Source organism: Sporosarcina sp. BP05 (assembly GCF_014282005.1).
In the GTDB taxonomy this organism is placed as follows: domain Bacteria; phylum Bacillota; class Bacilli; order Bacillales_A; family Planococcaceae; genus Sporosarcina.
Map to the genome: position 1 here is coordinate 33,243 of NZ_JACFTD010000009.1, position 23,932 is coordinate 57,174.

Below are 23,932 nucleotides of genomic sequence, written 5' to 3' on the forward strand. Positions count from 1 at the left end.
TAACTAATCAATATTTTAATACTTACTAGTTCAATAATCAAGTATATGGCTAAATAAGGGATTCCATCATATTCGCTTCGGCGCTCGGGTATGCCTCCCGCCCCATTTATGGCGCCTTCGATAAGTGTATTTAGGTATTCATTTTTCAACAATAGTGTTAGGGAAACAAAATATAAAAAGGCGCCAGCTATGTAGACGCTGACGCCTTTCGATAAATCTATCCATACAAACGACTACCATTCACGATTTAAACATACCCAACCAACCTTTATATTTAAACAACGCCAACATAGATGTCCCTATTACAAGCATAACAATTAATACGATGATGTATCCATATCGCCAAGTAAGTTCCGGCATGAACTCAAAATTCATCCCGTACACACCCGCTATAAATGTCAGGGGAATAAAAACGGACGATACAATCGTCAGTATCATCATAATACGGTTCATCTGATTCGAGTTAATCGATAATTGGCTGTCCCTAATATCGGTTGTTAGCTCCCGATTCGATTCAAGAATATCTCCAAGTCGCAGCAAATTATCATAGATATCACTAAAATATGCTTGTTCATTCGCGGATAAATTTATCCGTTCTGAGTTTATTACCCTATGTAGAAGTTCATGCATCGGCAAGATTGTTCGCCTTAATCGCAATAAATTGCTGCGGACTTCAAATACAGAGTCCATGGATAAATGAACCGTTGACGGCGAAAGCATGTCTTCAATATCATCCAGATGATCTTCTATTTTATAAAGCACCGGGAAATAATCATCGACAACTTTATCAATGATCTGATGCGCAACGAAAACATGCCCCTTCTTCCATCTCCCTGGATTCTGAATAATCTTTTCCCTCGCATTTTCTAGCCCCTGAACCGCCGTGTAATGAAAAGTGATGACATAGTTTTTTCCGAGATACAGATTTATCTCTTCAGCTTTTATCGTTTCATGATTTATGGCATGCAATACAAAGAACGCATAGTCATCATAATAATCCAATTTCGGTCGTTGAAGACGGTTCAAACAATCTTCAATAGTAAGTGGATGAAATTCAAAAAACGAATGCAACAAAGAAGCCTCTACTTCTTCTGGATTTTCAAAATCCACCCAGTACCATTTGAATTGACGAGTATGTATGTCTTCTAGCGGAAAATCAAACAATAATTTATTCTCTTCTGTAAGCCCCATCGTTCGGATCAAACAAACACCTTCTTTCTAACTCAACAAACCTTATTAAATAGTAGTAAATATAATGGCATAAAGAATTCCATTGAATTCGCTACGGCGCTAGGGGATGCCTTGGTTCGATTTATATAGTATACAAAAGAAAATCATTAACCGCATTGATTGCAATCTTATTATCCTAGTATGAATACCCACAAGTTATCCCAAACTCTATGTAGAACTTTACCTATTGTCAACATGGGAGGCGTTACTATTCAAGAACTTAGAATTATATTTCCCACTCGTAAAACACTAATTATCGCCGGGATTCTTCTTTTGTTATTGGCCGTTGTTGATTCATTCTTCACTGATTTTGGCATTCAAAAACAGTATATCACTGAAGCAAATCCATTAATGGCGTTCATCTACGACACAAGCATTCTAGGGTTTTACGCCCTTAAAATTAGTTTGCCCTGTGTTTTACTCTATTTACTGACAATGATTGAACCGAAAAGGTATTTAAAACTATTGATTGGATCCGCACTTCTGCTGTACAGTGTCGTTCTAGTTCAGCATATTTATTGGCTTTCATTAGTCTTTTAGGACTAAGAACCAAAAAACAGACACCACTCAATCGACTAAGTGGTGTCTATTTGTCGTCTACGAAATTATAAAATCTCGTACTGTGGATGAGTTGAACGTAGAGATTTTACGTCTAGACTGCAGCGCCTAGCCCCTCGAGCCGCTTGTGTCTTGTCGGGGCTGAACAGGCTCTTGAGCTTTAGTTCTTTTGTTATTTTAGTTGTTGTTTGTACTCGGTGTACTCCTGATGAAGGGCTGTAACTTCACTAGGTTCAGCAGGTGTAATCGAGCACCAGCCATGTTGAAATTGCAGATCATACAATTTCCGATGTTGCTGCGATGTTTCTTTCATCATATCAAATAGTAACGAGTAGTACTTTGCATTACTCGCTTCAGGCATAGCAATTGCGTAGGAGTTGCACATATTTTTTTCTGTGGCTAATGCTGTACTTAACAGATCAGAATCATTAACCGCGGACTTTTTAGAAAGCTGAGTTTTAGGATTTTGAATTTTTTTAGAAGAAGTCATTGCACATTACCCCCGTTTTCATTCAGGATAGTTAGCAAATTATCATAGTGCGTCAAGTGCATTTTCCCTGCTTCATCGAATTGACGCTTCAAATCGGGCAGTTGGCAGTTTTGAGTGGCTTGTCGATACTGTTTCACCGCTAGCAAATTCGAATTCAGCATATTTTGCAAATAGCCAATGTCTGATGTAGACACCATCCTTGGGCGCTCAAAATAAAGTATCTTCTGTTGTTCCTGTGGTTCGGGTTGCTTTGATTCTTGTGATAGGGGCGGTTGTTGTTGTTGTTGTTGTTCCGGTTGTTGCTGCTGCGGCGGTTGTTCTGCCTGTTGCTCCTGCGGCGGTTGTTCTGCCTGTTGCTGCTGCGGCGGTTGTTCTGCCTGTTGCTGCTGTGGCGGTTGTTCTGCCTGTTGCTGCTGCGGCGGTTGTTCTGCCTGTTGCTGCTGCGGCGGTTGTTCTGCCTGTTGCTCCTGCGGCGGTTGTTCTGCCTGTTGCTGCTGCGGCGGTTGTTCTGCCTGTTGCTCCTGCGGCGGTTGTTCTGCCTGTTGCTGCTGCGGCGGTTGTTCTGCCTGTTGCTCCTGCGGCGGTTGTTCCGGTTGTTGCTGCTGCGGCGGTTGTTCTGCCTGTTGCATCTGCTGCGATTTTTGTTGCTGTTGTTCTTCTTGTTCTTGCTGTTGAATCTGTATCTGCAGTTCGAGTTGTTGAAGTTGTATTTGCAGTTTCTTTAGTTGTTGAAGCTGTTGTTGTGATTGCGCAGACTCCACACTTCTTAGCTCCCTTCAAACAATTTACCTTTAGTATGAATCTTGATTCAGATATTATACCGTCTGAAGTGAAAATACCAGGCTATGAATGAATCAATTCAGAATCGAATCATGTCCTGGTACCATTTAAATAGATTGTTGCTAAACAGGAACACGCTTCGGTTTACGTCTCATATAGTATAAGTAGAGGAATTGCCATTGGATTCTGACCGTTATTGATCCTAACAAATGTATAAAAAAATCGAATAATACAATTCCACATGGTTCGTATTATGACGAAAAGGAGCAATTAAAGAATGAATCCGCTATTTTCGATTTGGACACAGCCGAGCAACACAATTCGATATATTATCAATCATAAATCGATGATGTATCCATTTATGTTAATTTCCATTTCCGCGCTTATCAATAGCATTATGGCATTTGCAGACTTAGGCTTATTTAACGGTTTGTCATTATTTACAACACTCGTTGTCGTTCTTTTTTCTAGCTTATTTTCAGGGCTGGCTAGCTGGGGCATAATTATAGTTGCGTATACGTGGATTGGTAAATTATTAGGCGGGACAGGAACAATGCGAAAAATGGGACTCGCGACTGGGGCCAGTACAATCCCTATGATTTGGACAGCGCCTATAGGATTCATCGCAATTTCCCTCTACGGACAGCAGCTTTTCGCTACACCAACTGGCCCGCTAGGTACCAATATGTCCGTGGGCTTCTACTTCTTTCAAACCTGGATTATGTTAGCTATTTCTATCTTCTGCCTTACTGTAGAAAGTAAAGCAATTGGAATTGTTCACAACTTCTCTGCATGGCGCGGTTTTGGCACAATGATGTTATTTATGTGCTTTATAGTCGTTATTTCAATCATTATCCTTGGGTCCATATTTTCAATTCTTCTTGCTAGCATTTAGTTATCATTTAAGAATGATAAAGCCATTCTGTTACGAATGGCTTTTTACGTATTTACTTCGAAGGTTGTCTACCATTTAAAAACTTCAGATTAAACGACAAAGTTCTATGTTTTTCACCACATAACGCTATTATTCTAGTAAATCCGTTTACGATAAAAATTTTATTACTTTTCTAAACAAATAAATAACCCCATATTCTTCTAGATGAATTGCATAAATTCCTACTTCAGAAATCGCCTTTTAATCGAATGAAACTCTGGTACTATTGGTTTTCCAACCTATATTCAGCCATAAACACTCCCCTCGTTTTGGTTCACCTTAATTCCTCTACCTTCCTATTTTACTTTTCTTCAATAATCGGTCCCTTCATATAGAATATTATGACATGTTCAATTCTTTAGTTTAGTAGTAAACTAATAGTTAATGGGTAAATCTGATTCCTTAGTTCTACATATTTTCACGTAGCTGCCTAAGTAACCATGCACTATTTTCCCGATTTTCTAAGACTTAAAACACATGAATAAAGAAAGAGGTTAGCTGGATGAAAAAAATCTTAATGGGCCTGGGAAACATTAAAACGAAATTAATTACGTCTTTTGCAATCGTGTTAATTATTCCTGCAATAATTATTGGAGCACTCGCTTATATGACGGCCAAAGATGCAGTTGAATCTGAGATATCGGCAGGTTTTACTGAAAATATCAACTTATTAAACACAACGATTGACAATACTATGCAAATAAAAACACATGATATAAATACTTTTTCTACAAATATAACTTCAAGGCTATATCAGGGAGATAGCAGTCCAGAACTACGTGAAAAATTCACTCAGTACGGAGAGCTGCATCCGGAAGCCGAAATCATTTATATAGGTACAGACAAAGGTTTGTTTATACAAGAACCTGATGTAGGGATTCCTGCGGATTATGATCCTAGAAAAAGACCTTGGTATATAGAGGCGATGGACAATAAAGGTGAAGTCATTATTTCAGAACCTTATATATCAGCTAGTACAAATGAAATGGTTGTTACCCTTTCCCAGGCAATAAAAGATGGTTCTGGTGTTGCAGCAGTTGATATCAACCTAAACCATTTACAAAAAATAATCAATCAAGTGAAAATAGGTAAATCAGGATATGCCGTTTTAGTAGACAAAAGTAAAAGGTATATCGCACACCCTACCGAAGCAGCCGGAAATGAAGTAAATATTGACTTAGCCGATAAACTTTTTGCACAAGAAACCGGACAGTTTGACGCTAAGTTTGATGGTGAAGAAAGATTAACGGCTTTTGTAACCAATGAATTAACCGGTTGGAAGCTTGCAGGATCTGTAGCCACCTCTGAGATTAATGCTGCAGCCTTACCCATTCTACAAAGAACTGCCTTGATCATCTTACTCGCGATTATTATAGGGGCGGTAGCTGTTTACTTTATTATTAACTCCATCATTAATCCAATCAAAGACCTAAAAGAAAAAGCGATTACAATAAGCCAAGGGGACTTAACACAATATATCGATGTACAAACTAACGATGAAATCGGACATTTAGGACAAGCATTTAACGACATGCAGGAAAGTCTCAGAACATTAATTAAAAACGTTGAAAAGAGTGCTGAATTAGTAGCCTCCTCCGCTGAAGAATTATCGGCAAGTGCTGAACAAACAAGCGACGCCACAGAACAAGTCGCAACTTCAATACAAGAAGTTGCCTATAGTGCAGAGATGCAAACAGACGGGGTAGATTCGGCCGCTCAATCGTTAGCTACTATTTCTATAGATGTTACGCAAATTGCAGAAAGCTCTACGATGGCTTCTGAACTTTCTTATCGCGCGACGACTGAGGCTGAAATAGGCGGTCAAGCAGTCACGGATACAGTGAACCAAATGACCTCTATCCAAAAATCTGTTATTGAATCAAATACAATTACCAAGTCTTTGCATGAACGATCTAAAGAAGTACGCTCGATTTTGGATGTCATTACGGGTATTGCCGGCCAAACAAATCTACTTGCTTTGAATGCTGCAATCGAAGCAGCGAGGGCTGGTGAGCATGGCAAAGGATTTGCTGTCGTAGCTGATGAAGTACGGAAGCTTGCGGAACAATCTCAGAACTCTGCAACTGAAATTCGTGAAATCGTGGAAGGCATTCAAGTGGATACAAAGAACTCTGTTGAAATCATGGAACGTATTACGGAAAATGTACAACAAGGCGTAGATGTATCGAATGAAGCCATTGAGAAATTCAATCAAATCATTCACAGTATGCAAGAAATCACGCCTCAAATGGAAGAAGTTTCGGCCACCGCCCAACGAGTATCTGCATCTGTTCAAGGAGTCACTGTCACAACAAATGAAATTGCGAACAGTGCGCAAGGTAACGCGGCAGCTTCCCAAGAAGTAGCAGCGTCTTCAGAAGAGCAACTAGCTTCGATGGAAGAAATTTCTTCATCGGCTGAGTCACTATCCTTCATGGCAGAAGAATTAAAAGAATTGATTTCTAAGTTTAAGTATTAATTGATCTTAGATTTCATCATGATTAGAAGCTTAACTTTCTCTTGTATGAATAGAGAAAGTTGGGCTTTTATTCTAGAATTCTATAAAACAAAAAGACATCCCGAATTGCACTTAATTTCTGTGCACTTTGGGATGTCTTAATATTACCGGCGTCTAGAGAATCCACTAAAGAAAATAGTCCGCGACTTCTATCCAATTGTTTAAACGGGTATAGCCAGTTGCATTTGTATTATGTGGTGCGGTAAAAAGAATTCCTATCCCTTGAAACGCTTCCAGATTGCTTGGCGTGTCATCTATTAGATAATCTGCATGAATAATACTTTTATCACCACAGAACACGAAATTCTTTTCATTCAAAAAGCTGAAATGTTTTTTTAGCCATTGATATTTTGGCGCTAAAGAAGCTGGAAACTCCATTGCAGCGGTTACAATATAAATTTCATACTGGGCACTTAATTCTTTTATGACTTCTTGGCTGTCTTTTATCACTTCTAATTCCAAGAAAAATGATTCGTTGTCTAAATATTGATCGACCTTCATTTCAAACCTATCATCTAAATCCGCAAGTTTTTTCCCCTGCAAATGTTGAGGGGTGTAATTCTCTTGGAATTCTTCATTGAATAACTCCAGACATTTAGCACTAAAATGCGATATGACTTCATCCATATCGATTGCGATTCTTATCACAGAAATTTCTCCTTTGTTATTCGTCGTGAACTACCGAACATTTTAGTGGCATGTTTCGGAATTCAGTCCTATTCACTGTTTCTTCATATTACACCATTCAATGATAAATATTATAACAGTTTTGGTTAGTATTTGGGTTTTCGTCAATGTATTAGGAGTTAGCTAGATGCTAATTACATACCCGGGACACCATTTTCGCCCTTCAAATTGTGGCAGCAGCTGGCACCGAATTCAATTTATATAGCACTGGACATGAAGGAACCCACGTATCTTGCTAGCCGCCTTTTGATTTGGTAAACTTGCGTTAACAATAGGATATATATAAAATACCGCTTGACGTTGGTGCGTCAAACGGCTTTGTAATAGATAGTTCCCTCAACGAGGATTGGCCTGATAGTTGAAAATAGATACCTGATACTAAGACAATTCGAAATCGAATCAGGACAAGGTGCTCTAAATTTTCACCCTCAACTTTTCATTTCCATACAGTCATATACTTCTTACGGTATTTGATATCTTCTTCCGCCCCAATTAAATCCAACGCAAGTTGTTTAATCTCTTCCTCTTTTAATTCATCATATAGTTTTTTCAAGCCTTGAATCATATCAAATCGAATCAAGGTATAATTTTTTTCATGCGCACCGTTTCGAAAGCGATCTTCTATATGATTAAGCACAATCTCTTTTTGTTCTTTTCCAGCTAATCCGACCTGCCATATCGATTGCAGGCTATGTCGGGCTGTAACAAATTTCGGATCCTTGGTCACTTCCCATACCGCTGAAAAATCGCCTACTATGCGTTTTTCAGGATCACTTTTCGCTAGACCTACTAGGAACTGAGCACCCCTGGATCTTCGATGATTATCTTTATCTGTTAGCCATTCTTTTAGTTGGTCCCAAACTTCATAAGCCCAGTCAACTTCTTCTTTTATAGCTGCATTAATCGCATTAAATGCTTCAAATTGAAGATTTTTGTCCTCTGCTTCCAAATTTTCGAAGTAGGATTGGGTTACACTGTCCACTTTTTTCATCTCCCCCAATATAAAGTTAATTACTGATTTAGGTGGCTTTTACTAAGACAACTTAGAATTACATGGTAATCAAGCACCTTAAATTGACCTAGTTTATTTCAGAACGTATTCTGCAAGTACACTTTGTACTTTATAAATATTCAGGGATTTATTGAATTTCTTTTGAATTGGTGTCGAACTTCCAGATAGCCAGACTTTCAGTTCAGCATCAAGATCAAATGTTCCTGCGGTTTCGATTGAAAAATGCACAACACTTTTGTATGGAATGGATTGATACTCAACTTTCTTTCCCGTTACGCCCTGTTTATCAACAAGTATTAATCGCTTGTTCGTAAATATTAACAAATCTCTTATTAGTTTATATGCATGTTCCACTTTTTCAGTAGGTGTAAGTAAATCTTTCAGCTCTTTCTCTACTTTGCTCACTTCAATTTCAGACGCATTTCCCAACATTCCATCAAAAATACTCATTATAATTCCCCCAATTTATAGTTTTTTAAAGCCCCTAAAATAAATACTGCTCGGTTTGGTAACTCATATATGGCCCCCTTCGGCAAATTAATGAATTACCCCATAGTCCTATCATTTTACCATATATTGCAGGTAGTTTGTCTGATAAGGAACAGTACCGGGTTTAGGAAAAATTATGAGGCAAACTTTAAAGCCGCCTTCCGTAATTGGATGAGGCTATTTTCTTTGCATATAAAAGCAATGTCTGAAGATCTTCAATTGTTCCTTGGGCAATCATTTTTATGACTTGAACAACGTTCTTCTGCCACATTCAATGGGCTCTACCTATCGCTTGCTGATACTACCATAAGTAGTAGTGAACAACCGTATCTGCTCTGAATAAAGAATGGTTTCAATTTTGTCAGGAGCCTGACATTCGTATGTAACCTCTATTATTCTTTGACCACAGAAATAATCGAAAATTGTTGCCCTCTCCTGTCACACAAATTCCGAAGACGACATAATTCCGCACTTTCAATCAAAATACGTGATTGTAAATCTAGATTAGGCTATGATAAAGAAAGGATTGTCCTAACAATAAAAGGAGGCAATATGATGATCAGTCTACGACTAGCAGACGCTCTAAATCAGCAAATGAACAATGAGTTCGACGCCGCACAAGCTTATATGGCAATGGCTGCTTATTGCGAGCACAATAATTACGCTGGCTTTGCCAATTATTATCTTCAACAAGCTGAAGAAGAACGTTTTCACGGCATGAAGATTTACAACTATATGAATGACCGCGGGATACAAGCTAAATTCTCCGCAACGTCAGAACCCAAAATTGAATTTTCAACAATATTAGATACATTTGAATCGGGTTTACAACAAGAAAAAGGCGTTACCAAGAACTTTTATGAATTAACGGACCTCGCTTGGGAAGAAAAAGAACATGCTACGATTTCATTTTTGAGATGGTTCTTGGATGAGCAAGTTGAAGAGGAAGCATCTTTCGATACACATATCGAATACCTGAAACGCATCGGGGAAGATAAAAATGCATTGTATATTTATGAAAAAGAACTTGGGCAACGCAACTTCTCTGCAGAATCTGGAGAATGAATTCGTCCAATAATTTAAAACACCCCTCACTTCCTTGATGAAGATGAGGGGTGTTTTGTGATTTATTGGATGATTAGCCTACATTTCTTATGCATCGCACTTTCCTCTACTAACATGTTGATAGGTTACTAATAGTCGTGTGACTTCACCCAATATATACTGCACTATTGGATTCTTAAATAGGCCGCCTTACTAGTGGTAGCCGGAGCAAATTCAATGGGATTCTTTATTTCAAACATATATCTTTAAATTGTTTCCATGAACTATACGAGCCGCTAATTCGACGCAATCTAATAAGTTCCTTCTAATTCCCCACCGTGACAAAATAAAGTTTTAACTATTCAGAAAAAACACCTTGTACGTTAACAGTAAATTTGGTAATGTGAACTTAGCTTCCTGTTATTCTATTCACATTTTTAATAGTTTCAAAACATTTTTGACAAATATTTGATAACGCTTTCATATGAAAGGAGGTTAATTGTCCCAATAGGCTACTTGTTTTCGATACTTTATAAAAAAAGGGGATGAAATCGTGGGTAAAAGTTCGAAGAAAAATCAAGTTAATTCGGGATTGGATTATGAAAAAATTATCAATACACCTGAATTCAAAAAATTAGTCAAACGAAAAAGAATCTTTTCTACTCCTTACATTATTTTCTTTTTTATTGCCTATTTTACACTACCCATTCTCACAGGATATACAACCATACTTGAGAATCGAGCTATCGGCTGGATGACTTGGACATGGGTGTACTCATTAAGCATGTTCGTCATGGTGTGGGTATTTACTTCTATCTATATGAATAAAGCGAAAAGCTTTGATATAGATGTTGAAGAAATTCTAAAGAAAAATGTTGTAAATTAAAGGGGGTATTTATACATGGCGGATATTATATCAATAGCAATTTTCGTTGCAGTCATTGGACTTACACTCGGAATTACCTACTGGGCTGCTAAGCAGACAACAACTGCAAGTGATTTTTACACGGCTGGGGGATCATTAACCGGATGGCAAAACGGAATGGCGATCGCTGGAGACTACTTGTCTGCTGCATCATTCCTTGGAATTGCCGGTGCAATTTCTTTAAATGGATTTGATGGATTTTACTATAGTATCGGCTGGTTAACAGCTTATCTTGTGGTTTTATTTTTAATCGCTGAGCCACTTCGTAATCTAGGGAAATTTACGATGGCTGATATGATTGGAGCACGCTTTGGAGCAAAAAAAGTTCGAGGCGCTGCAGCGTTAAATACAATTACGATTGTATTATTTTATATGCTTGCTCAGCTTGTAGGTGCAGGTGCACTTATTAAATTACTTCTCGGAATTGACTACTGGATTGCAGTACTAATCGTTGGTGTCATGATGACAATCTACGTATTATTCGGTGGTATGACTGCAACAAGTTGGGTTCAAATTGTGAAAGCAATTTTACTTATGGTAGGTACCATTGTTATTTCGTTCCTCGTTCTATTAAAGTTTAATTTCAACTTTATTGGCATGTTTGATGCCATGAGAACTGCAACGCCACACGGCGATGCCTTCTTACATTCGGGAATAATCTATAAAGATCCGATTGGTTTGATATCTGTTCTAATTGCACTCATTTTAGGTACCGCTGGCTTACCGCACATTTTAATGCGTTTCTTTACGGTAAAAGATGCAAAAACAGCTCGTTCTTCTGTTATTTATGCAGTTTGGATAATAGGTATCTTCTACGTTCTAACCATTTTCCTCGGATTCGGTGCAGCTAAGTTTGTTGGCGTGGATGCAATCGTAGCTGAAAATGCTGCTGGGAACATGGCTGCGCCAATGCTGGCAGGTGTGTTAGGTGGTTCAGCATTAGAGTCATTTGTTGCAGCAGTTGCGTTCGCTACGATTTTAGCAGTTGTCGCTGGATTGGTATTATCAGGTGCATCAGCAATTGCACATGATATTTACGCCGAAATTATCAAAAAAGGGAAAGTAACTGAGAAACAGCAAGTAAGAGCTGCAAGATTTGCTGCAATTGCCGTGGCTGTTTTCTCCATTATTTTAGCGCTCGGCGCGGAAAAATTGAATGTCGCGTTTCTTGTTTCACTCGCATTCTGTATCGCGGCATCAGCGAATGTTCCAACAATTCTTTTTACAATCTATTGGAAAAAATTTAATACAACAGGTGCAGTTGCCTCAATGCTAACTGGTTTGATTGTCGCGCTCGTTCTTGTTGCATTAAGTCCTAGCGTTATTAATCCCGTAGAAGGAGCGGCATTCTTCGTTGGGCAACCACTTTTCCCATATTCAAACCCTGCCATAATTTCAGTTCCTGCAGGATTCTTAGCAGCAATTATTGGTACACTCGTTTCATCTAAGAAGTTCGAAGCTGAAGAAATTTCTTATGCTGAAGTGAAATTTAAAGCAGAAACAGGTTATAGAGAACTTGAGCGATAATTCATTCTGAAAAATCCCCCTCCCTAGTTTTTTGTAGATGAGGGGGATTTTTCTTTAAAATGATGAAGGTGGTGGAATCCATAATGAACAGCGAACAACAAGAAATGTATAAGAAAGTTCATGACCAGCCTATTTTTAGAGGATTATCTGGTGCGGAATTTGCTGAACTAATGGCTGAATGCAAACTTACCTATTACCGAAAGGCTAAAAAAGTGGACTACTTTAGGACGCCTGATGAAGGATTGTTACTCATTTTAAAAGGGACAGCAGAAATATTCATAGAAGGCAATGATGGAAAATCCTTTGCTCTTGAAGAAGTTCAGGAATGTGAGGTAATCGGGCTTTCAAACATCGCTTATTATTTAGGTGAGTCAAATCGGCCACTTGATAGACACCATCTCGAATTGGAAATAGTAGAAGATTCCTATTGCCTGCAAATTCCTTTCTCTGTCGTACAAAAAAGATTAGATGATACGGATGTCCGCGACGCCATATTGAAAAGTATGTCTATTCGACTAGCTAATGTCTACGCTTCCCTTGGTGAGCAGATTAAGTTGTCAGACGAATGGGGGGAAAGCGAGCCTTATGTACGTCGTGTAGAAGACTTTATGAACTCCCCTGCTATTACAGTCTCAGAGGACGCGGCGGTTCAGAAAATAGCACGAATAATGGTTGATAACTCAATCAGTTCGCTAATGGTAGTCAATCAACAAGAGCAATTAACGGGTATTATAACAGAAAAAGACCTTGTACAAAGAGTCGTTGCCCAAGGGTCAAACGGCGAACTAAAAGCGGTAGATGTTATGACAAAAAAGCCGCATACCATTTCCCGTCATGATTATTATTACGAAGTACTTTCGGCATTTTATAAGAATGGGGTAAAGCACTTACCCGTCGTCCAAGGTAATCGTCTGGTTGGTGTCGTTACACTGTCAAATCTGATTTCTAAACGGGACCGTGGATCGATGGGCATATTAAAGACAATTGAAGAGTCTTCTTTTGACAATCTACCTGTCGTTAAAAATGCGATTTATGATGTATTATCAAGTTTAATTAATGATGAAATCTCTACCATTCATACGTTGCAGATTATTACAAAATTATACGACCGACTCGCACGGCACTGTGTGAAGCTTGCTGTACAGTCATTGGAGAGGCAAGGCAAAGGTAAGCCGCCAGTTCCATTCGCGTGGTATCAGATGGGCAGTGGTGCCAGGGGCGAACAATTCATGGTGACGGATCAGGACCATTTCCTTGTCTACACTGACCCCTATGAAGGTGATAAGAAAGAAGTAGAGACCTATTTTTCATTGCTCGGGGAAGTAATTGTTGAGCATATGGAGAAAGCTGGTTATTCCAGATGTGACGGGAAAATGATGTCTAGCGAGGCACGATGGCGCGGTTCCGTTACTGAGTGGCAGCATCGTCTGCGCAGTTGGGCGTTGAAGGCGACTGATAATGATCTATTACTTGGCTATAATTTTTTATCTTTTCGTTTTCTACTGGGTGATGCATCGTTACACAATCGGTTTGCTCGGATGGTACAAATCCAATTGAAGTCCTCGCAAACTTATCTTTATTATATGGCGCAGCAGGAACAAAACAAGCCCATACCGCAAGTAAGTCATTCCTTCTTGGCATTATTTAAAGGAAGAGGAACCCGCGAAGTCATCGATATCAAAAAAAACGCATTATTTCCAATGCATCATTGCCTGCAAATACTGGGCGTACAAAAAGACATCGTTTCCGGTACACCTTTACAATTAATAGACGACCTAGTGAAAAAAGGTGAACTGTCTTCTGGATTTGCGGATGATATACGTCATGCGTATGAAATTGCACTGAAAACAAGAATTCAACTGTCTTGGAAAAAACATTTGCGTGATGAATCTTTTACAACTGAAATTCAGTTTGCTTTCATTCGTAGATGGGAACGGGATGAATTAACAACGATGTTAAAGACAGTCCACGCATTGCAATCACATTTACTAGCAAAATTATAAGCTGTTTTCAGTTTTGGCATGGAGGTATATGTATGTTTTGGAGAAAACAACGATTAAACTATAAACTGGATCAATCATTTCTGCTGGATACAAAGTTGCGTGATATGCCGTTTACCGTCTTTGATACCGAAACGACCGGGTTCGCAATTGCTGCATATGACGGGCTTATCGAAATTGGGGCTGTCCATGTCGATAAATTAGAAGTGACTGATCGTGTGTTCCAGACCTTTGTAAAACCTTTAGGTGAAATTCCAGAACATATTACAAAGTTAACCTCGATTGAACAACATCATGTGGAAAATGCACCTACTCCACTTGAAGCAATAGAAAGCTACTTTCAGTTCATTGAAGATACGAAGAGCGGCGGATGGATTGGACATCATGTAAGCTTTGATACACTGGTCATAAAAAAAGAATTACAGCGTGTGAAATGCTCGTACGAAGAACCATCGTCATTTGACACGATTGATTTGATTGAATATTTGAATCCTTCTTGGGATCAGCGAGATCTGGCGGAATACGCCCGGATATTTGGTACACGAACATTTGAACGTCACCGTGCGCTTGGAGACGCACTGACAACGGCTCATTTATTCATCGAATTATTGAAGCGTCTTGAAGATAAAGGAATTTTAACCTTGGCTGATTTACTACGGTTGAAACATGGCAAATTACTACTAAAGACAGCTAGATTTTAGCTATAACGAATAAAACAGGACCCGTTGATTTCTTAGGAGTCCTGTTTGCCCTTGGTTCAGCTTTTTTTGTGCTTTTATGATGAATATGCATTCTTTATTATACTAAGTCTTCCACTTCCGTCAAATCTCTTAAATTTGTTGAACCGAAAACGAGGAGAAGAAGAAATACGATTAATATGATCGTATTGATAAATTTACTGGCGTCAAAACTGATTGGTTCACCCACGTCCGTTCCTCCTGCCTTTATCCATTCGCCTTTTGATTCCCTCGAATACCTCGTCTAATGTCAAATCCCCGTTTTTCTCTAAAAAATCAGCCATTTCATTCACTTTGTTATCGTTCAGGTTCTTGAATTCCCCCAACAATGTAACGGAAATAACGGGTTTATCTCTATACAATTGTGCCGATTCAACTTTCAGTTTGCCAAGCAAAAGGAGTGATGCGGCTACGATTTCAAGATCTTTCCCCTTCAAGAGATCGCCCAGCGTGTATTTTGAATTTGGATATTGATTGAAATTGTTGTACACGCCTAAACACATCCTTTTTCGGGATAGTGATTCGTACTTTGCTGCCTTATTGTTTATCTTATGTTGAAGGCTTTATCTTTGTGTTTGGAATTCCTTGGTAGTATATTGATTTCCCTTATTTATGGAAATACAGTTATAAAAAAAACACCCCTAAGGATGCTTTTACTTTATTTCAAATACCTTCTTGAGCCCGCATAGTTTGCTTTGTATGGGTGTGTATCGATGGATACTATTTCGACGTTTCTGCTTGAATTTGGTGCGTGTATCATTTGACCTTTTCCGATATACATGCCGACGTGATAGACCTTCCCTTTGCCTTGATTGTACGCAAAGAATAGTAAATCGCCTGGTTGCATATTTTTCCTTGCAACAGGTATACCATTGACCGCCTGAACGAATGAATCACGTGGAATCATGATGCCATGATTTTTGTACACAGAATGGATTAGACCCGAACAGTCAAAGCCAAAACCTGATATACCCGACCAAACATACGGCAGTCCCAGGAACATCTTCGCACTATCGACGATGTCTTGTTGGGTCGGTTTTGATATTGCCGCAAAGTTTTTAACAACTTTAGCATCTTGCTTACGCAAATATTTCACACCATTTGCAGGCGTTTGAACATGCAACCAATCGCCTTCTTCCTTAATGACAGGAAGCATTGTTGTATAACTGATATCCATGAATTTATTGGTCTTTTTTGGTTCATTATAAAGAGTAGCGATATTCGTATCGACGATTGCTAGCTGGCAATCTGTATAATCAGTCGTTATTTCTGTCACATGGGATTTCGGGACCCATCCAGGATAACCCGCTTTATTCCTAGGTGTGTATTGGTCCTTTACAGCAATTTCATGCCAATTTCCGCTACTTTTCAAAATGACGACTTCCTGTCCATATAAGGCCTGCGTATCCGTTCGACCAACGAGCCATAATTTTTGGCTGACAGACATACTTTTCGCCCACTTTTGGATATCTGTAGGGCTCGAAATAGATGGACGGTCCACTACACGATTGTTGTTCGGTGATTTCCATAAGTTTGTCACTTGTACAGTAACAACAGCCGTCTTTTTACTGTCTGACTTATAGCAGACAGGCTGTTGTTTAAATTCCGGATTCAGTATTCGTGCGATGAACACACCGAAATTCGCTTTCGTAATGAATGCTGTCGGCTTATATAAATTGTTTGGATAACCCCTTGTGATTTCATTGGCGAATAGTGTTTTAATCGAATCAGACGCCCAGTATGCTGGATCGACATCTTTGAATGCCTGTTCTGATGTTCCCTTCAACTTAAAAGCCTTGACTAAAATCGCTGCCATTTGTCCTCTAGTTAACTTATCGTTCGGCATGAATTCGCCGTTCGCATTACCGTTGACGAAACCTTCATCGGTTATTGTAGCTATGATATCGTATCCTTCGTCTTCTGGAGTGACGTCGATGAAATTTGGATCGGGTCGGTCTACCATTTCGAGACCTAGCGCCCTAATAATCATAGCCGAAGCTTCCAGGCGCGTAATTTCTTCATTCACACCAAAACTTTGTAAAGGATCCGCAAAGATAATACCCCGCTCTGCCAAAAAATCCAATTCTGCTTTCGCCCTGTACTTATCATCGACATCTTTGAATAAAGGTGCCGCAGAAACAGTGCCAAGTGTAGTGAACATAACTAGCAGTGCAGTAAAAAATAGCATAAATTTTTTCATCAAAGATAAACTCCCTTTCTATTAATAGATAGTAAATTAACAGTACAGGAGATAGAACATTCTGTATAGTCATTCTTCATGAATATACATCAAAAAAAGCCTGAAACGTCTGCCCTTTTTTAGGGCAGCCCCATCGTTTCAAGCTTTCTTTCATATGCCATGCTTTTCGGTTATTAGTTATTAATTAATAGCTCCAGGAAGTCTTCTGAAACGTATGTTTTCATACCTTTCAGATCAGGTGCAACTTCGAATTTACGGATGCTTTTGTTATAGCCATACATTTTGTCGCCACGTTTAATTGTGAATGAACTGTTGTCTAGTGTAACAAGTGCACCATTGATTTTTGATTGAGAAAGGACATGATAACCAAGATGCTCAGCCACTTTACGAAGTGGAATCATCTTGACGCCATCTTTCATATAGTGGTCGTTAGCGATAATTTCTGTTACGCCTGTTGATACATCTGGTACCTCTGGTGTTGCAATGTATAGAGCAATAATTTTAGTTGGTGGTGTTTGTGGTGGTAGACTTCTCGTTGTGATTGAGTAAAACACCATCAATTCTTTACCATTCAACTCTTTCAATTCGATTGCTTTTCCTTGTTGATTGAAAAGTGGCGTATCTTCGCCGATATTCAATTTCAACTCGCCATCCAAGCTTAAGAATTCTTTGTCGAACTGGCTGACCTTCACTTCTCCGAACACTTTTTCATCTTTTGCAACTACAATTTCGGGTGTCACTGTTGTCGGATAAATCAGGAGCATCGGCTTGTTTTTATCGTAATAAGCTGCGATAGTGGCACCCTTTTTTAGTTCTGCTGGTTTTAGAGATTTAGTCGTCCCACTATTGAATAACAGGGAGTCATCATTAATACGCAAAATTGTAATCATTTTATCTTCATTTTCAATCGTTACACGGATTCCAGCTTCTTCTTTTTCAATTTCTTGAATGACGCCCGTAGCTTTCATAAAGTTTGTCGTGACTAGTTCTTTTTCGCTAACGGCTTGTGTAACCTTTTCCTGTGCTTGTGCAGAATAGCCACCTACTACGCTTCCTGCTAATAAAGCTGCTAATGCGATTATACCGATTTTTTTCATTTTAATTCTCTCCTCACTTTTCGTAACTCTATGAATTTGACGGAGAGAAATGGTAAAAGTTACATTTATTTTTTCGGTGCCATTATGGGATATGATTGGACAGTTGGACTTTATGATATGCACTCTCGATTTTAGGCTCAGAAAACAAAAAGACCCGCTATTTTAGCGGATCCGTTCGTTTTAACCTTCAGACAGAGGTCGATTGAATAGCGTTTCACTGAACGCCTTAATTCAAATGATCATTACGTTATTGCAGTTTTTTCGGCGAGTAGAACGGCAGAAAGAATAGCCACTGCTTGGTCGATTTCTTCATATGTAACCGTTAATGGTGGTAATAGTCGTATGACATTGGCTCCCGCTTGAACTAACAGCAAACCTGCTTGTTCCGCCTGTTGAATGAATGGCAAAATCTCCTCTTCGCATTCAATGCCTAGCAACAGACCCGCCCCACGGATAGAGAATTGGTCTTGCGGCAATAAAGTCTGCAGCTTCTCAATCAGATACATCGATTTATCTTCAACTTCTTGCAGGAACTTTTTCTTAAATATAATATCAACAACTGCTTGTGCAACTGCAACAGCTAACGGGTTGCCACCGAATGTCGTACCATGAGTCCCTGGTCCGAAGGAATGAAAAAGCTCACTTGATCCGAGCATAGCACCAATCGGGAAGCCCCCCCCTAATCCTTTAGCAAGTGTAATGATATCTGGCTCAAGGTTTGTCTGCTCATAGGCGTAACGCGTTCCCGTACGTCCAATACCCGTCTGTACTTCATCGACAATAAGTAATATCCCTTTCGACTTGCAGATTGCTGTTATTTTTTGTGCAAAGTCGGGATCAATTTGATGGACGCCACCCTCTCCTTGAATAACTTCTAGCATAATTGCAGCTACATCACCGTCAATCGCATCTTCCAATTGCTGTTCGTCATTGTATGGTATGATACGAAATGTTTCCAGCAGTGGCCCAAATCCTTCGCGAACCTTGGCTTGCCCTGTCGCAGACATGGCGCCAAATGTCCGACCATGAAAGGATTGTTCAAATGTAATGATGACATTTTTCTGTGTATGTTTTCGAGCTAATTTAATAGCTGCCTCATTCGCTTCAGCACCACTGTTACAAAAAAAGGCGTGGCTGAAAGGCGTTTCTTCCACCAGCTTTGCAGCTAACAGTTCCTGCTCCGGGCTTTCAAATAGGTTTGAGACATGCCATAGTTTTTCACTTTGCTTTTTGACTGCCTCAACGAGCGCTTGATGTGCATGACCAAGACTGACGACCGCGATTCCACTTATAAAGTCGAGATAGTCTTTTCCTTTATCATCCGTCACGACCGTGCCTCGCCCTTTTACTAGATGGACTGAACGACGTGCGTAATTTTGAAATAGCGTAGTCAAATGAAAACCTCCCTGTATTTAACTGTGGTTCCTTCTAATTGCTGACCGACAATTTGCACTGACGGAATACCTGCGCCTAAACAATCAAGTGCAGCTTTCACTTTGGGCAACATGCCTCCGTAAATTTCACCTGTTTCAATCCACTGGACAATTTCTGTTGGTGATGCCGTTTTTTGAACAGTTCCTTCTATTTGAATACCCGGAGTATCCGTCACAAGAAGCAGGCTGTCTGCATGAATCGCTAGCGCAATCTTACTTGCGACGGTGTCCCCATTAATATTGAGGGGTGCTCCATCTTCTGTTGCACCGATACATGAAATAACTGGCACTATTCCTGCTTGAAGAAGTGTTTCTATTAATTCGGTGCGGACATCCTGAATTTCTCCAACAGAGCCGTACAGTTTTTCATCTAATATCGTGCAGGTAAGCAGTTTCCCATCATATCCGCTAACGCCTATCGCTTCAATTCCACCTTTATTTAATTGATGGACGAGGGCCGGATTCACTTGACCTATTAATGTCGATTGAACAATCCCCACCGCTTCTTTGGACGTCACCCGGATACCGTTCACTACGGACGATAACACGTTGTTTCTAGCAAGCTCCTTATTAATAAAAGGTCCGCCGCCATGAACAACTACTACATCATGACCGTTTTTTTGTAATTGTATAATATTCGTAAAAAAGCCTTCATTCAACCCTTCCAGCATACTTCCGCCGAGCTTTATAACCATTCGTTTACGAGCGATATGTTGCGTTGATTTGGACATAGTCATATGTTAAATCGCACCCCCATGCTACTCCTTGACCATTTCCCTTATGAAGATCGACCACAATCTTAACTTCTGGTTGTTTCAAATAAACAAGGAGTTGTGCTTCCGAAAATGGAACAGGCTCCCCCTTTTCAACAACAGTTGTTGGTCCAATATTAATTTTTATCGCATTCGGATCCAGCGTCGCTCCACTATAACCAACAGCCGCGATAATTCTTCCCCAGTTGGCGTCACAGCCAAAGATCGCTGTTTTCACAAGTGGTGAACCAACCACCGTTTTGGCAATCTTACGTGCTTCTACATCCGTAATCGCTCCTGATACTTCAACTTCAATAAGCTTCGTCGCGCCTTCACCGTCTTTTGCAATCATTTTCGCAAGGTCTTGAGAAACAGCATGTAATGCTTCCGTGAATTGTTCCCAGTCCGGATGTGCCGGGGTCAGCGAATTATTGCCTGCCATCCCGTTTGCCATTACAAGCACCATATCATTCGTAGATGTATCGCCATCCACTGTAATCGAGTTAAACGTCAAATCCGTCACCGTTTTGAGGGCAGCTTGCAGATGAATTGATTCGATTTTAGCGTCCGTTGTGATAAAACCCAGCATTGTTGCCATATTCGGGTCAATCATTCCCGATCCCTTTGCAGTTCCGGCGATAATGATTTTTTTGCCATCAATCACTGTGCTATATGCTGTATTTTTTGTTACGGTATCTGTTGTTAAAATTGCTTGAGAAAATAGAATCGAACCTTCTAATTCAGAACTTGGTTCAAGTTTCTGTATCCCCTTTACAATCGGCTCCATTTTCATTAGTTCCCCAATAACGCCTGTTGATGCGACGCCGATTAAATCAGGTGAAATTCCAAGCTTTTCTGCCGCTTTTTGTTGCATAAGGCGTGCATCTTTCAATCCTTGCTGACCTGTACAAGCGTTCGCATTTCCCGAATTCACAATGATTGCCTGCATTTTCCCTGTCTGCTGTATTGCTTCTTTTGTGACAAGTAGTGGAGCAGCCTGAATTGCATTCGTTGTAAACACACCTGCAACATTTGCTGGTACTTCACTAACGAGCAATGCCAAATCATTTTTCTTATGCTTAATCCCACAATGCATTCCTGTAGCTTTGAAACCAATTGGGGACGCAATGTTATTTCCCGCTATACGCTTCAGAGCTAAAACTGTTGTCGTCATAATACTCCCCCTAAGTTAAATGAATGCCGGGACAAGTGATAGGCCGGTTATTTCCTCAAAACCACATTGTACGTTCATATTTTGAATGGCTTGCCCTGCTGCCCCTTTGACTAAGTTGTCAATGACAGAAACGATTGTTGCCCGATTCGTCCGCGGGTCAACTTTTACGAGTAAATCACAATAGTTTGAGCCGTATACTTGATTGGTGCCGAACTTATCTTTTTGTTGCATAACACGGACAAATGGATGATTGGCGTATGTTTCTTGCAGACAATCAATGAGATCTGCTTCTGTTACGCCTTCCGCAACTGGTGCATAACTCGTCGCTAGAATTCCCCTTGTCATAGGAACGAGATGGGTACTAAATGTAATAGGTGGTATTTCTTTTGCAAAGAATGCAAAGGCCTGCTCAATTTCTGGAATATGCTGATGTTGATTTAATTTATAGATGGCTGTATTTTCATTCGTTTCGCTGAAATGTGTTAGTTGACTTGGCTGATTGCCAGCACCGGATACGCCGCTTTTTGCATCGATAATTAACTGGCTCGCGTCGATTGCATTTTCTTTTAATAATGGTAATAGCGACAACAAAACCGCCGTTGGATAACAACCCGGATTGGCAATTAACTGTGCCTGCCGGATTGCATCATAATTCCATTCAGTCAATCCGTATACACTTTGCTCAACAGCTGACGCCGGTGCAGGTTCTTTTTTATACCACTGCTCATATTGAGATACATCTTTTAAACGAAAATCTCCTGACAAATCGATAAGTTTTGGTCCTTTGCCGATTAACGGAGGAAGCAATGTACTCGCTACGCCAGCAGGAGCACTTGAAAAAACGACATCGAATTCTGCTAATCTTTCTAGCTCTATTTTTTGAAGTGGCTGATCGACTATATTCATAAGATGTGAATACTTATGCGAAAACACCGTTCCTTCTTCAGATGAAGTGAATAATTCGATTCGTTCAATTTCAGGGTGGTTATGCAGTAGCCGGATGAGCTCAAGCCCACCATAACCTGACGCGCCAATGATTCCTACCTTCATCACAATCACCCCTGTTATAAGTTATTCTTATTATATGTATGTATAATTATAAAGTCAACTGTATTTTTATTTATTTCAAGTATTACATTTTTGAATGCGTTTTCATTTCTTATGTCGTGGCTATTCACAATTTCTAAGCTAATATGCTATAATTTATTTAGCATCTGGTACTAATAATAGGTATATACAATTTCTTTACTTACTCAGGAGGTTACTATGGAAGATTTACTTAAAATTAAAGGTAAAAATATTGTTGTAATGGGCGTTGCAAATGAACGGAGCATTGCTTGGGGCGTCGCAAAAACACTTTTTGCAGTCGGTGCAAATGTTATTTTCACCTATCGGAAAGAGCGTTCACTTGCGAAACTTGAGAAGTTGTTAAGCTCAGCCGGTTACGAAGCAAAACTAATCGTGCAATGCGATGTGAATGAGGATGAAAGTATCCACGAGGCATTCGGAAAAATCGGTGCCGAAGTCGGTACTATTCACGGAGTTGTCCACTCGCTTGCATTTGCGCATGCTGAGGATTTGAAAAATGACTTTGTTGAGACTACGAGAAGTGGTTATGCATTTGCACAGGATACGAGTTCTTATTCGCTTATTGCGACTGCTAGAGAAGCCCGTCCATTCATGACAGATGGCGGTTCGATTGTAACAATGAGTTATTTGGGTGCACAGCGTGTGCTTGACGGCTATAACGTGATGGGTGTTGCAAAAGCAGCACTTGAAGCATCTGTTAGATACCTGGCGTTTGATTTGGGGAAAGAAAATATCCGTGTCAACGCAATCTCTGCTGGTGCGATTCGCACACTGTCTGCAAAAGGCATAGCTTCCTTCAATACGATTTTGACGCAAATTGAAGAAAACGCTCCATTAAGACGCAATGTGACACAAGATGAAGTAGCTGACATGACGCTTGTTACGTTGAGCAATCTATCCCGCGGCGTAACTGGTGAAATCATTTATGTAGATGCTGGCTATAATATAATGGGTTAAGAAAAGCGGAAGGCGCCGTTTAGCCCCGACAAGCGCTGGAAGGCTTGAAGATAAAGGCGGGCTTTGCCTTTTCGGCAAGACTGAAGCGACTCGAGGGGCTGGCGCTTGGAGCCTAGACACTGTTCCGTGTCAGAAAACCTATACTTTCTAATCTTATGAACAAAAACTGCTTAAAAGGACAAATTTGTTCTTTCAAGCTGTTTTTATTTGGATATGGGGATTGTTGATTAGTGGAGAGTGATCATTTTATTATGCGGACCGACCATATATCTCCGCTAACTGGTCCTACAAAAAAGAAG

General features: G+C 39.8%; 23 protein-coding genes. 9 read left to right on the forward strand and 14 right to left on the reverse strand.

Translation table 11 applies throughout. The features are described 5' to 3' along the window. Window positions 1-240: 240 nt before the first annotated feature. Complete coding sequence (gene corA, locus H2672_RS12105; protein WP_186671677.1) at window positions 241-1,203, reverse strand: magnesium/cobalt transporter CorA; 963 nt, start codon at window positions 1,201-1,203, stop codon at window positions 241-243. 300 nt (window positions 1,204-1,503) lie between these two features. Between corA and H2672_RS12110 the strand changes: the two genes are divergently transcribed. Then, on the forward strand, window positions 1,504-1,770 hold the full coding sequence (locus H2672_RS12110; RefSeq protein ID WP_186671679.1) for a DUF5658 family protein: 267 nt from the start codon (window positions 1,504-1,506) through the stop codon (window positions 1,768-1,770). Window positions 1,771-1,960: 190 nt separating this feature from the next. Here the strand turns inward: H2672_RS12110 and H2672_RS12115 are convergent, their stop codons facing one another. Both H2672_RS12115 and H2672_RS19670 read right to left on the reverse strand, forming a co-directional pair. Next, complete coding sequence (locus H2672_RS12115) at window positions 1,961-2,278, reverse strand: spore coat protein (RefSeq protein WP_186671681.1); 318 nt, start codon at window positions 2,276-2,278, stop codon at window positions 1,961-1,963. Beyond that, window positions 2,275-3,039, reverse strand: a complete 765-nt coding sequence (locus H2672_RS19670; protein WP_255485772.1) for a hypothetical protein — start codon at window positions 3,037-3,039, stop codon at window positions 2,275-2,277. The genes H2672_RS12115 and H2672_RS19670 overlap by 4 nt, the downstream gene beginning before the upstream one ends. Before the next feature lie 296 nt (window positions 3,040-3,335). On the opposite strand from H2672_RS19670, the gene H2672_RS12125 reads away from it, so the two are divergent. Then, a complete protein-coding gene (locus H2672_RS12125) occupies window positions 3,336-3,953 on the forward strand; it encodes a YIP1 family protein (RefSeq protein WP_186671683.1) in 618 nt (205 codons plus the stop codon). Between the two features lie 541 nt (window positions 3,954-4,494). Further along, the gene (locus tag H2672_RS12130) at window positions 4,495-6,471 is read left to right on the forward strand and encodes a methyl-accepting chemotaxis protein (protein WP_186671685.1); all 1,977 of its coding nucleotides are present in this window, start codon (window positions 4,495-4,497) and stop codon (window positions 6,469-6,471) included. Between the two features lie 165 nt (window positions 6,472-6,636). Here the strand turns inward: H2672_RS12130 and H2672_RS12135 are convergent, their stop codons facing one another. From H2672_RS12135 to H2672_RS12145, 3 genes are all read right to left on the reverse strand, one after another. Continuing rightward, a complete protein-coding gene (locus tag H2672_RS12135) occupies window positions 6,637-7,158 on the reverse strand; it encodes a 5' nucleotidase, NT5C type (protein WP_186671687.1) in 522 nt (173 codons plus the stop codon). 475 nt (window positions 7,159-7,633) lie between these two features. Next, a complete protein-coding gene (locus H2672_RS12140) occupies window positions 7,634-8,188 on the reverse strand; it encodes a hypothetical protein (RefSeq protein WP_222439381.1) in 555 nt (184 codons plus the stop codon). A 93-nt stretch (window positions 8,189-8,281) separates the two neighbouring features. Further along, on the reverse strand, window positions 8,282-8,659 hold the full coding sequence (locus H2672_RS12145; RefSeq protein ID WP_186671691.1) for a PH domain-containing protein: 378 nt from the start codon (window positions 8,657-8,659) through the stop codon (window positions 8,282-8,284). 594 nt (window positions 8,660-9,253) lie between these two features. Between H2672_RS12145 and H2672_RS12150 the strand changes: the two genes are divergently transcribed. From H2672_RS12150 to H2672_RS12170, 5 genes are all read left to right on the forward strand, one after another. Beyond that, the gene (locus H2672_RS12150; protein ID WP_186671693.1) at window positions 9,254-9,763 is read left to right on the forward strand and encodes a ferritin; all 510 of its coding nucleotides are present in this window, start codon (window positions 9,254-9,256) and stop codon (window positions 9,761-9,763) included. Window positions 9,764-10,295: 532 nt separating this feature from the next. After that, entirely contained in the window at window positions 10,296-10,628 is a 333-nt protein-coding gene (locus tag H2672_RS12155) for a DUF485 domain-containing protein (RefSeq protein ID WP_186671695.1), read from the forward strand. 15 nt (window positions 10,629-10,643) lie between these two features. Then, entirely contained in the window at window positions 10,644-12,194 is a 1,551-nt protein-coding gene (locus H2672_RS12160) for a solute symporter family protein (RefSeq protein WP_186671697.1), read from the forward strand. A gap of 59 nt (window positions 12,195-12,253) precedes the next feature. After that, window positions 12,254-14,197 carry a DUF294 nucleotidyltransferase-like domain-containing protein gene (locus tag H2672_RS12165; RefSeq protein WP_255485774.1) on the forward strand — a complete coding sequence of 648 codons (1,944 nt, stop codon included), beginning with the start codon at window positions 12,254-12,256 and terminating at the stop codon, window positions 14,195-14,197. A gap of 32 nt (window positions 14,198-14,229) precedes the next feature. Then, a complete protein-coding gene (locus H2672_RS12170) occupies window positions 14,230-14,895 on the forward strand; it encodes a 3'-5' exonuclease (protein WP_186671699.1) in 666 nt (221 codons plus the stop codon). Between the two features lie 97 nt (window positions 14,896-14,992). Here H2672_RS12170 and H2672_RS19675 read toward each other — a convergent pair whose 3' ends face one another. The 8 genes from H2672_RS19675 to argC form a co-directional block, all read right to left on the reverse strand. After that, a complete protein-coding gene (locus tag H2672_RS19675) occupies window positions 14,993-15,121 on the reverse strand; it encodes a hypothetical protein (protein WP_255485776.1) in 129 nt (42 codons plus the stop codon). After that, entirely contained in the window at window positions 15,114-15,422 is a 309-nt protein-coding gene (locus tag H2672_RS12175) for a hypothetical protein (protein ID WP_370569642.1), read from the reverse strand. Before H2672_RS12175 ends, H2672_RS19675 begins: the two co-directional genes overlap by 8 nt. Window positions 15,423-15,589: 167 nt before the next feature. Next, window positions 15,590-17,131 (reverse strand): NlpC/P60 family protein, encoded by a 1,542-nt coding sequence (locus H2672_RS12180; protein WP_186671704.1) that lies wholly within the window; start codon window positions 17,129-17,131, stop codon window positions 15,590-15,592. A 173-nt stretch (window positions 17,132-17,304) separates the two neighbouring features. Next, the gene (locus H2672_RS12185) at window positions 17,305-18,228 is read right to left on the reverse strand and encodes a stalk domain-containing protein (protein ID WP_186671706.1); all 924 of its coding nucleotides are present in this window, start codon (window positions 18,226-18,228) and stop codon (window positions 17,305-17,307) included. Between the two features lie 242 nt (window positions 18,229-18,470). Continuing rightward, entirely contained in the window at window positions 18,471-19,622 is a 1,152-nt protein-coding gene (locus H2672_RS12190; protein WP_186671708.1) for an acetylornithine transaminase, read from the reverse strand. Further along, complete coding sequence (gene argB, locus H2672_RS12195; protein ID WP_186671710.1) at window positions 19,619-20,398, reverse strand: acetylglutamate kinase; 780 nt, start codon at window positions 20,396-20,398, stop codon at window positions 19,619-19,621. The genes H2672_RS12190 and argB overlap by 4 nt, the downstream gene beginning before the upstream one ends. Continuing rightward, on the reverse strand, window positions 20,361-21,587 hold the full coding sequence (gene argJ / locus H2672_RS12200; protein ID WP_186671712.1) for a bifunctional ornithine acetyltransferase/N-acetylglutamate synthase: 1,227 nt from the start codon (window positions 21,585-21,587) through the stop codon (window positions 20,361-20,363). Before argJ ends, argB begins: the two co-directional genes overlap by 38 nt. 15 nt (window positions 21,588-21,602) lie before the next feature. Beyond that, the gene (gene argC, locus H2672_RS12205; RefSeq protein WP_186671714.1) at window positions 21,603-22,637 is read right to left on the reverse strand and encodes an N-acetyl-gamma-glutamyl-phosphate reductase; all 1,035 of its coding nucleotides are present in this window, start codon (window positions 22,635-22,637) and stop codon (window positions 21,603-21,605) included. A 216-nt stretch (window positions 22,638-22,853) separates the two neighbouring features. On the opposite strand from argC, the gene H2672_RS12210 reads away from it, so the two are divergent. Beyond that, window positions 22,854-23,633 (forward strand): enoyl-ACP reductase FabI, encoded by a 780-nt coding sequence (locus H2672_RS12210; protein WP_186671717.1) that lies wholly within the window; start codon window positions 22,854-22,856, stop codon window positions 23,631-23,633. Window positions 23,634-23,932 lie beyond the last annotated feature (299 nt).

What these genes read in the sequence shown, in the direction of transcription:
- H2672_RS12115 (WP_186671681.1), bottom strand. Translation starts at nt 2,278, where the DNA reads ATGACTTCTTCTAAAAAAATTCAAAATCCTAAAACTCAGCTTTCTAAA.
- H2672_RS12125 (WP_186671683.1), top strand. Translation starts at nt 3,336, where the DNA reads ATGAATCCGCTATTTTCGATTTGGACACAGCCGAGCAACACAATTCGA.
- H2672_RS12130 (WP_186671685.1), top strand. Translation starts at nt 4,495, where the DNA reads ATGAAAAAAATCTTAATGGGCCTGGGAAACATTAAAACGAAATTAATT.
- H2672_RS12140 (WP_222439381.1), bottom strand. Translation starts at nt 8,188, where the DNA reads ATGAAAAAAGTGGACAGTGTAACCCAATCCTACTTCGAAAATTTGGAA.
- H2672_RS12145 (WP_186671691.1), bottom strand. Translation starts at nt 8,659, where the DNA reads ATGAGTATTTTTGATGGAATGTTGGGAAATGCGTCTGAAATTGAAGTG.
- H2672_RS12150 (WP_186671693.1), top strand. Translation starts at nt 9,254, where the DNA reads ATGATCAGTCTACGACTAGCAGACGCTCTAAATCAGCAAATGAACAAT.
- H2672_RS12160 (WP_186671697.1), top strand. Translation starts at nt 10,644, where the DNA reads ATGGCGGATATTATATCAATAGCAATTTTCGTTGCAGTCATTGGACTT.
- H2672_RS12165 (WP_255485774.1), top strand. Translation starts at nt 12,254, where the DNA reads ATGATGAAGGTGGTGGAATCCATAATGAACAGCGAACAACAAGAAATG.
- H2672_RS12170 (WP_186671699.1), top strand. Translation starts at nt 14,230, where the DNA reads ATGTTTTGGAGAAAACAACGATTAAACTATAAACTGGATCAATCATTT.
- H2672_RS12180 (WP_186671704.1), bottom strand. Translation starts at nt 17,131, where the DNA reads ATGAAAAAATTTATGCTATTTTTTACTGCACTGCTAGTTATGTTCACT.
- H2672_RS12185 (WP_186671706.1), bottom strand. Translation starts at nt 18,228, where the DNA reads ATGAAAAAAATCGGTATAATCGCATTAGCAGCTTTATTAGCAGGAAGC.
- argB (WP_186671710.1), bottom strand. Translation starts at nt 20,398, where the DNA reads ATGACTATGTCCAAATCAACGCAACATATCGCTCGTAAACGAATGGTT.
- argJ (WP_186671712.1), bottom strand. Translation starts at nt 21,587, where the DNA reads ATGACGACAACAGTTTTAGCTCTGAAGCGTATAGCGGGAAATAACATT.
- argC (WP_186671714.1), bottom strand. Translation starts at nt 22,637, where the DNA reads ATGAAGGTAGGAATCATTGGCGCGTCAGGTTATGGTGGGCTTGAGCTC.
- H2672_RS12210 (WP_186671717.1), top strand. Translation starts at nt 22,854, where the DNA reads ATGGAAGATTTACTTAAAATTAAAGGTAAAAATATTGTTGTAATGGGC.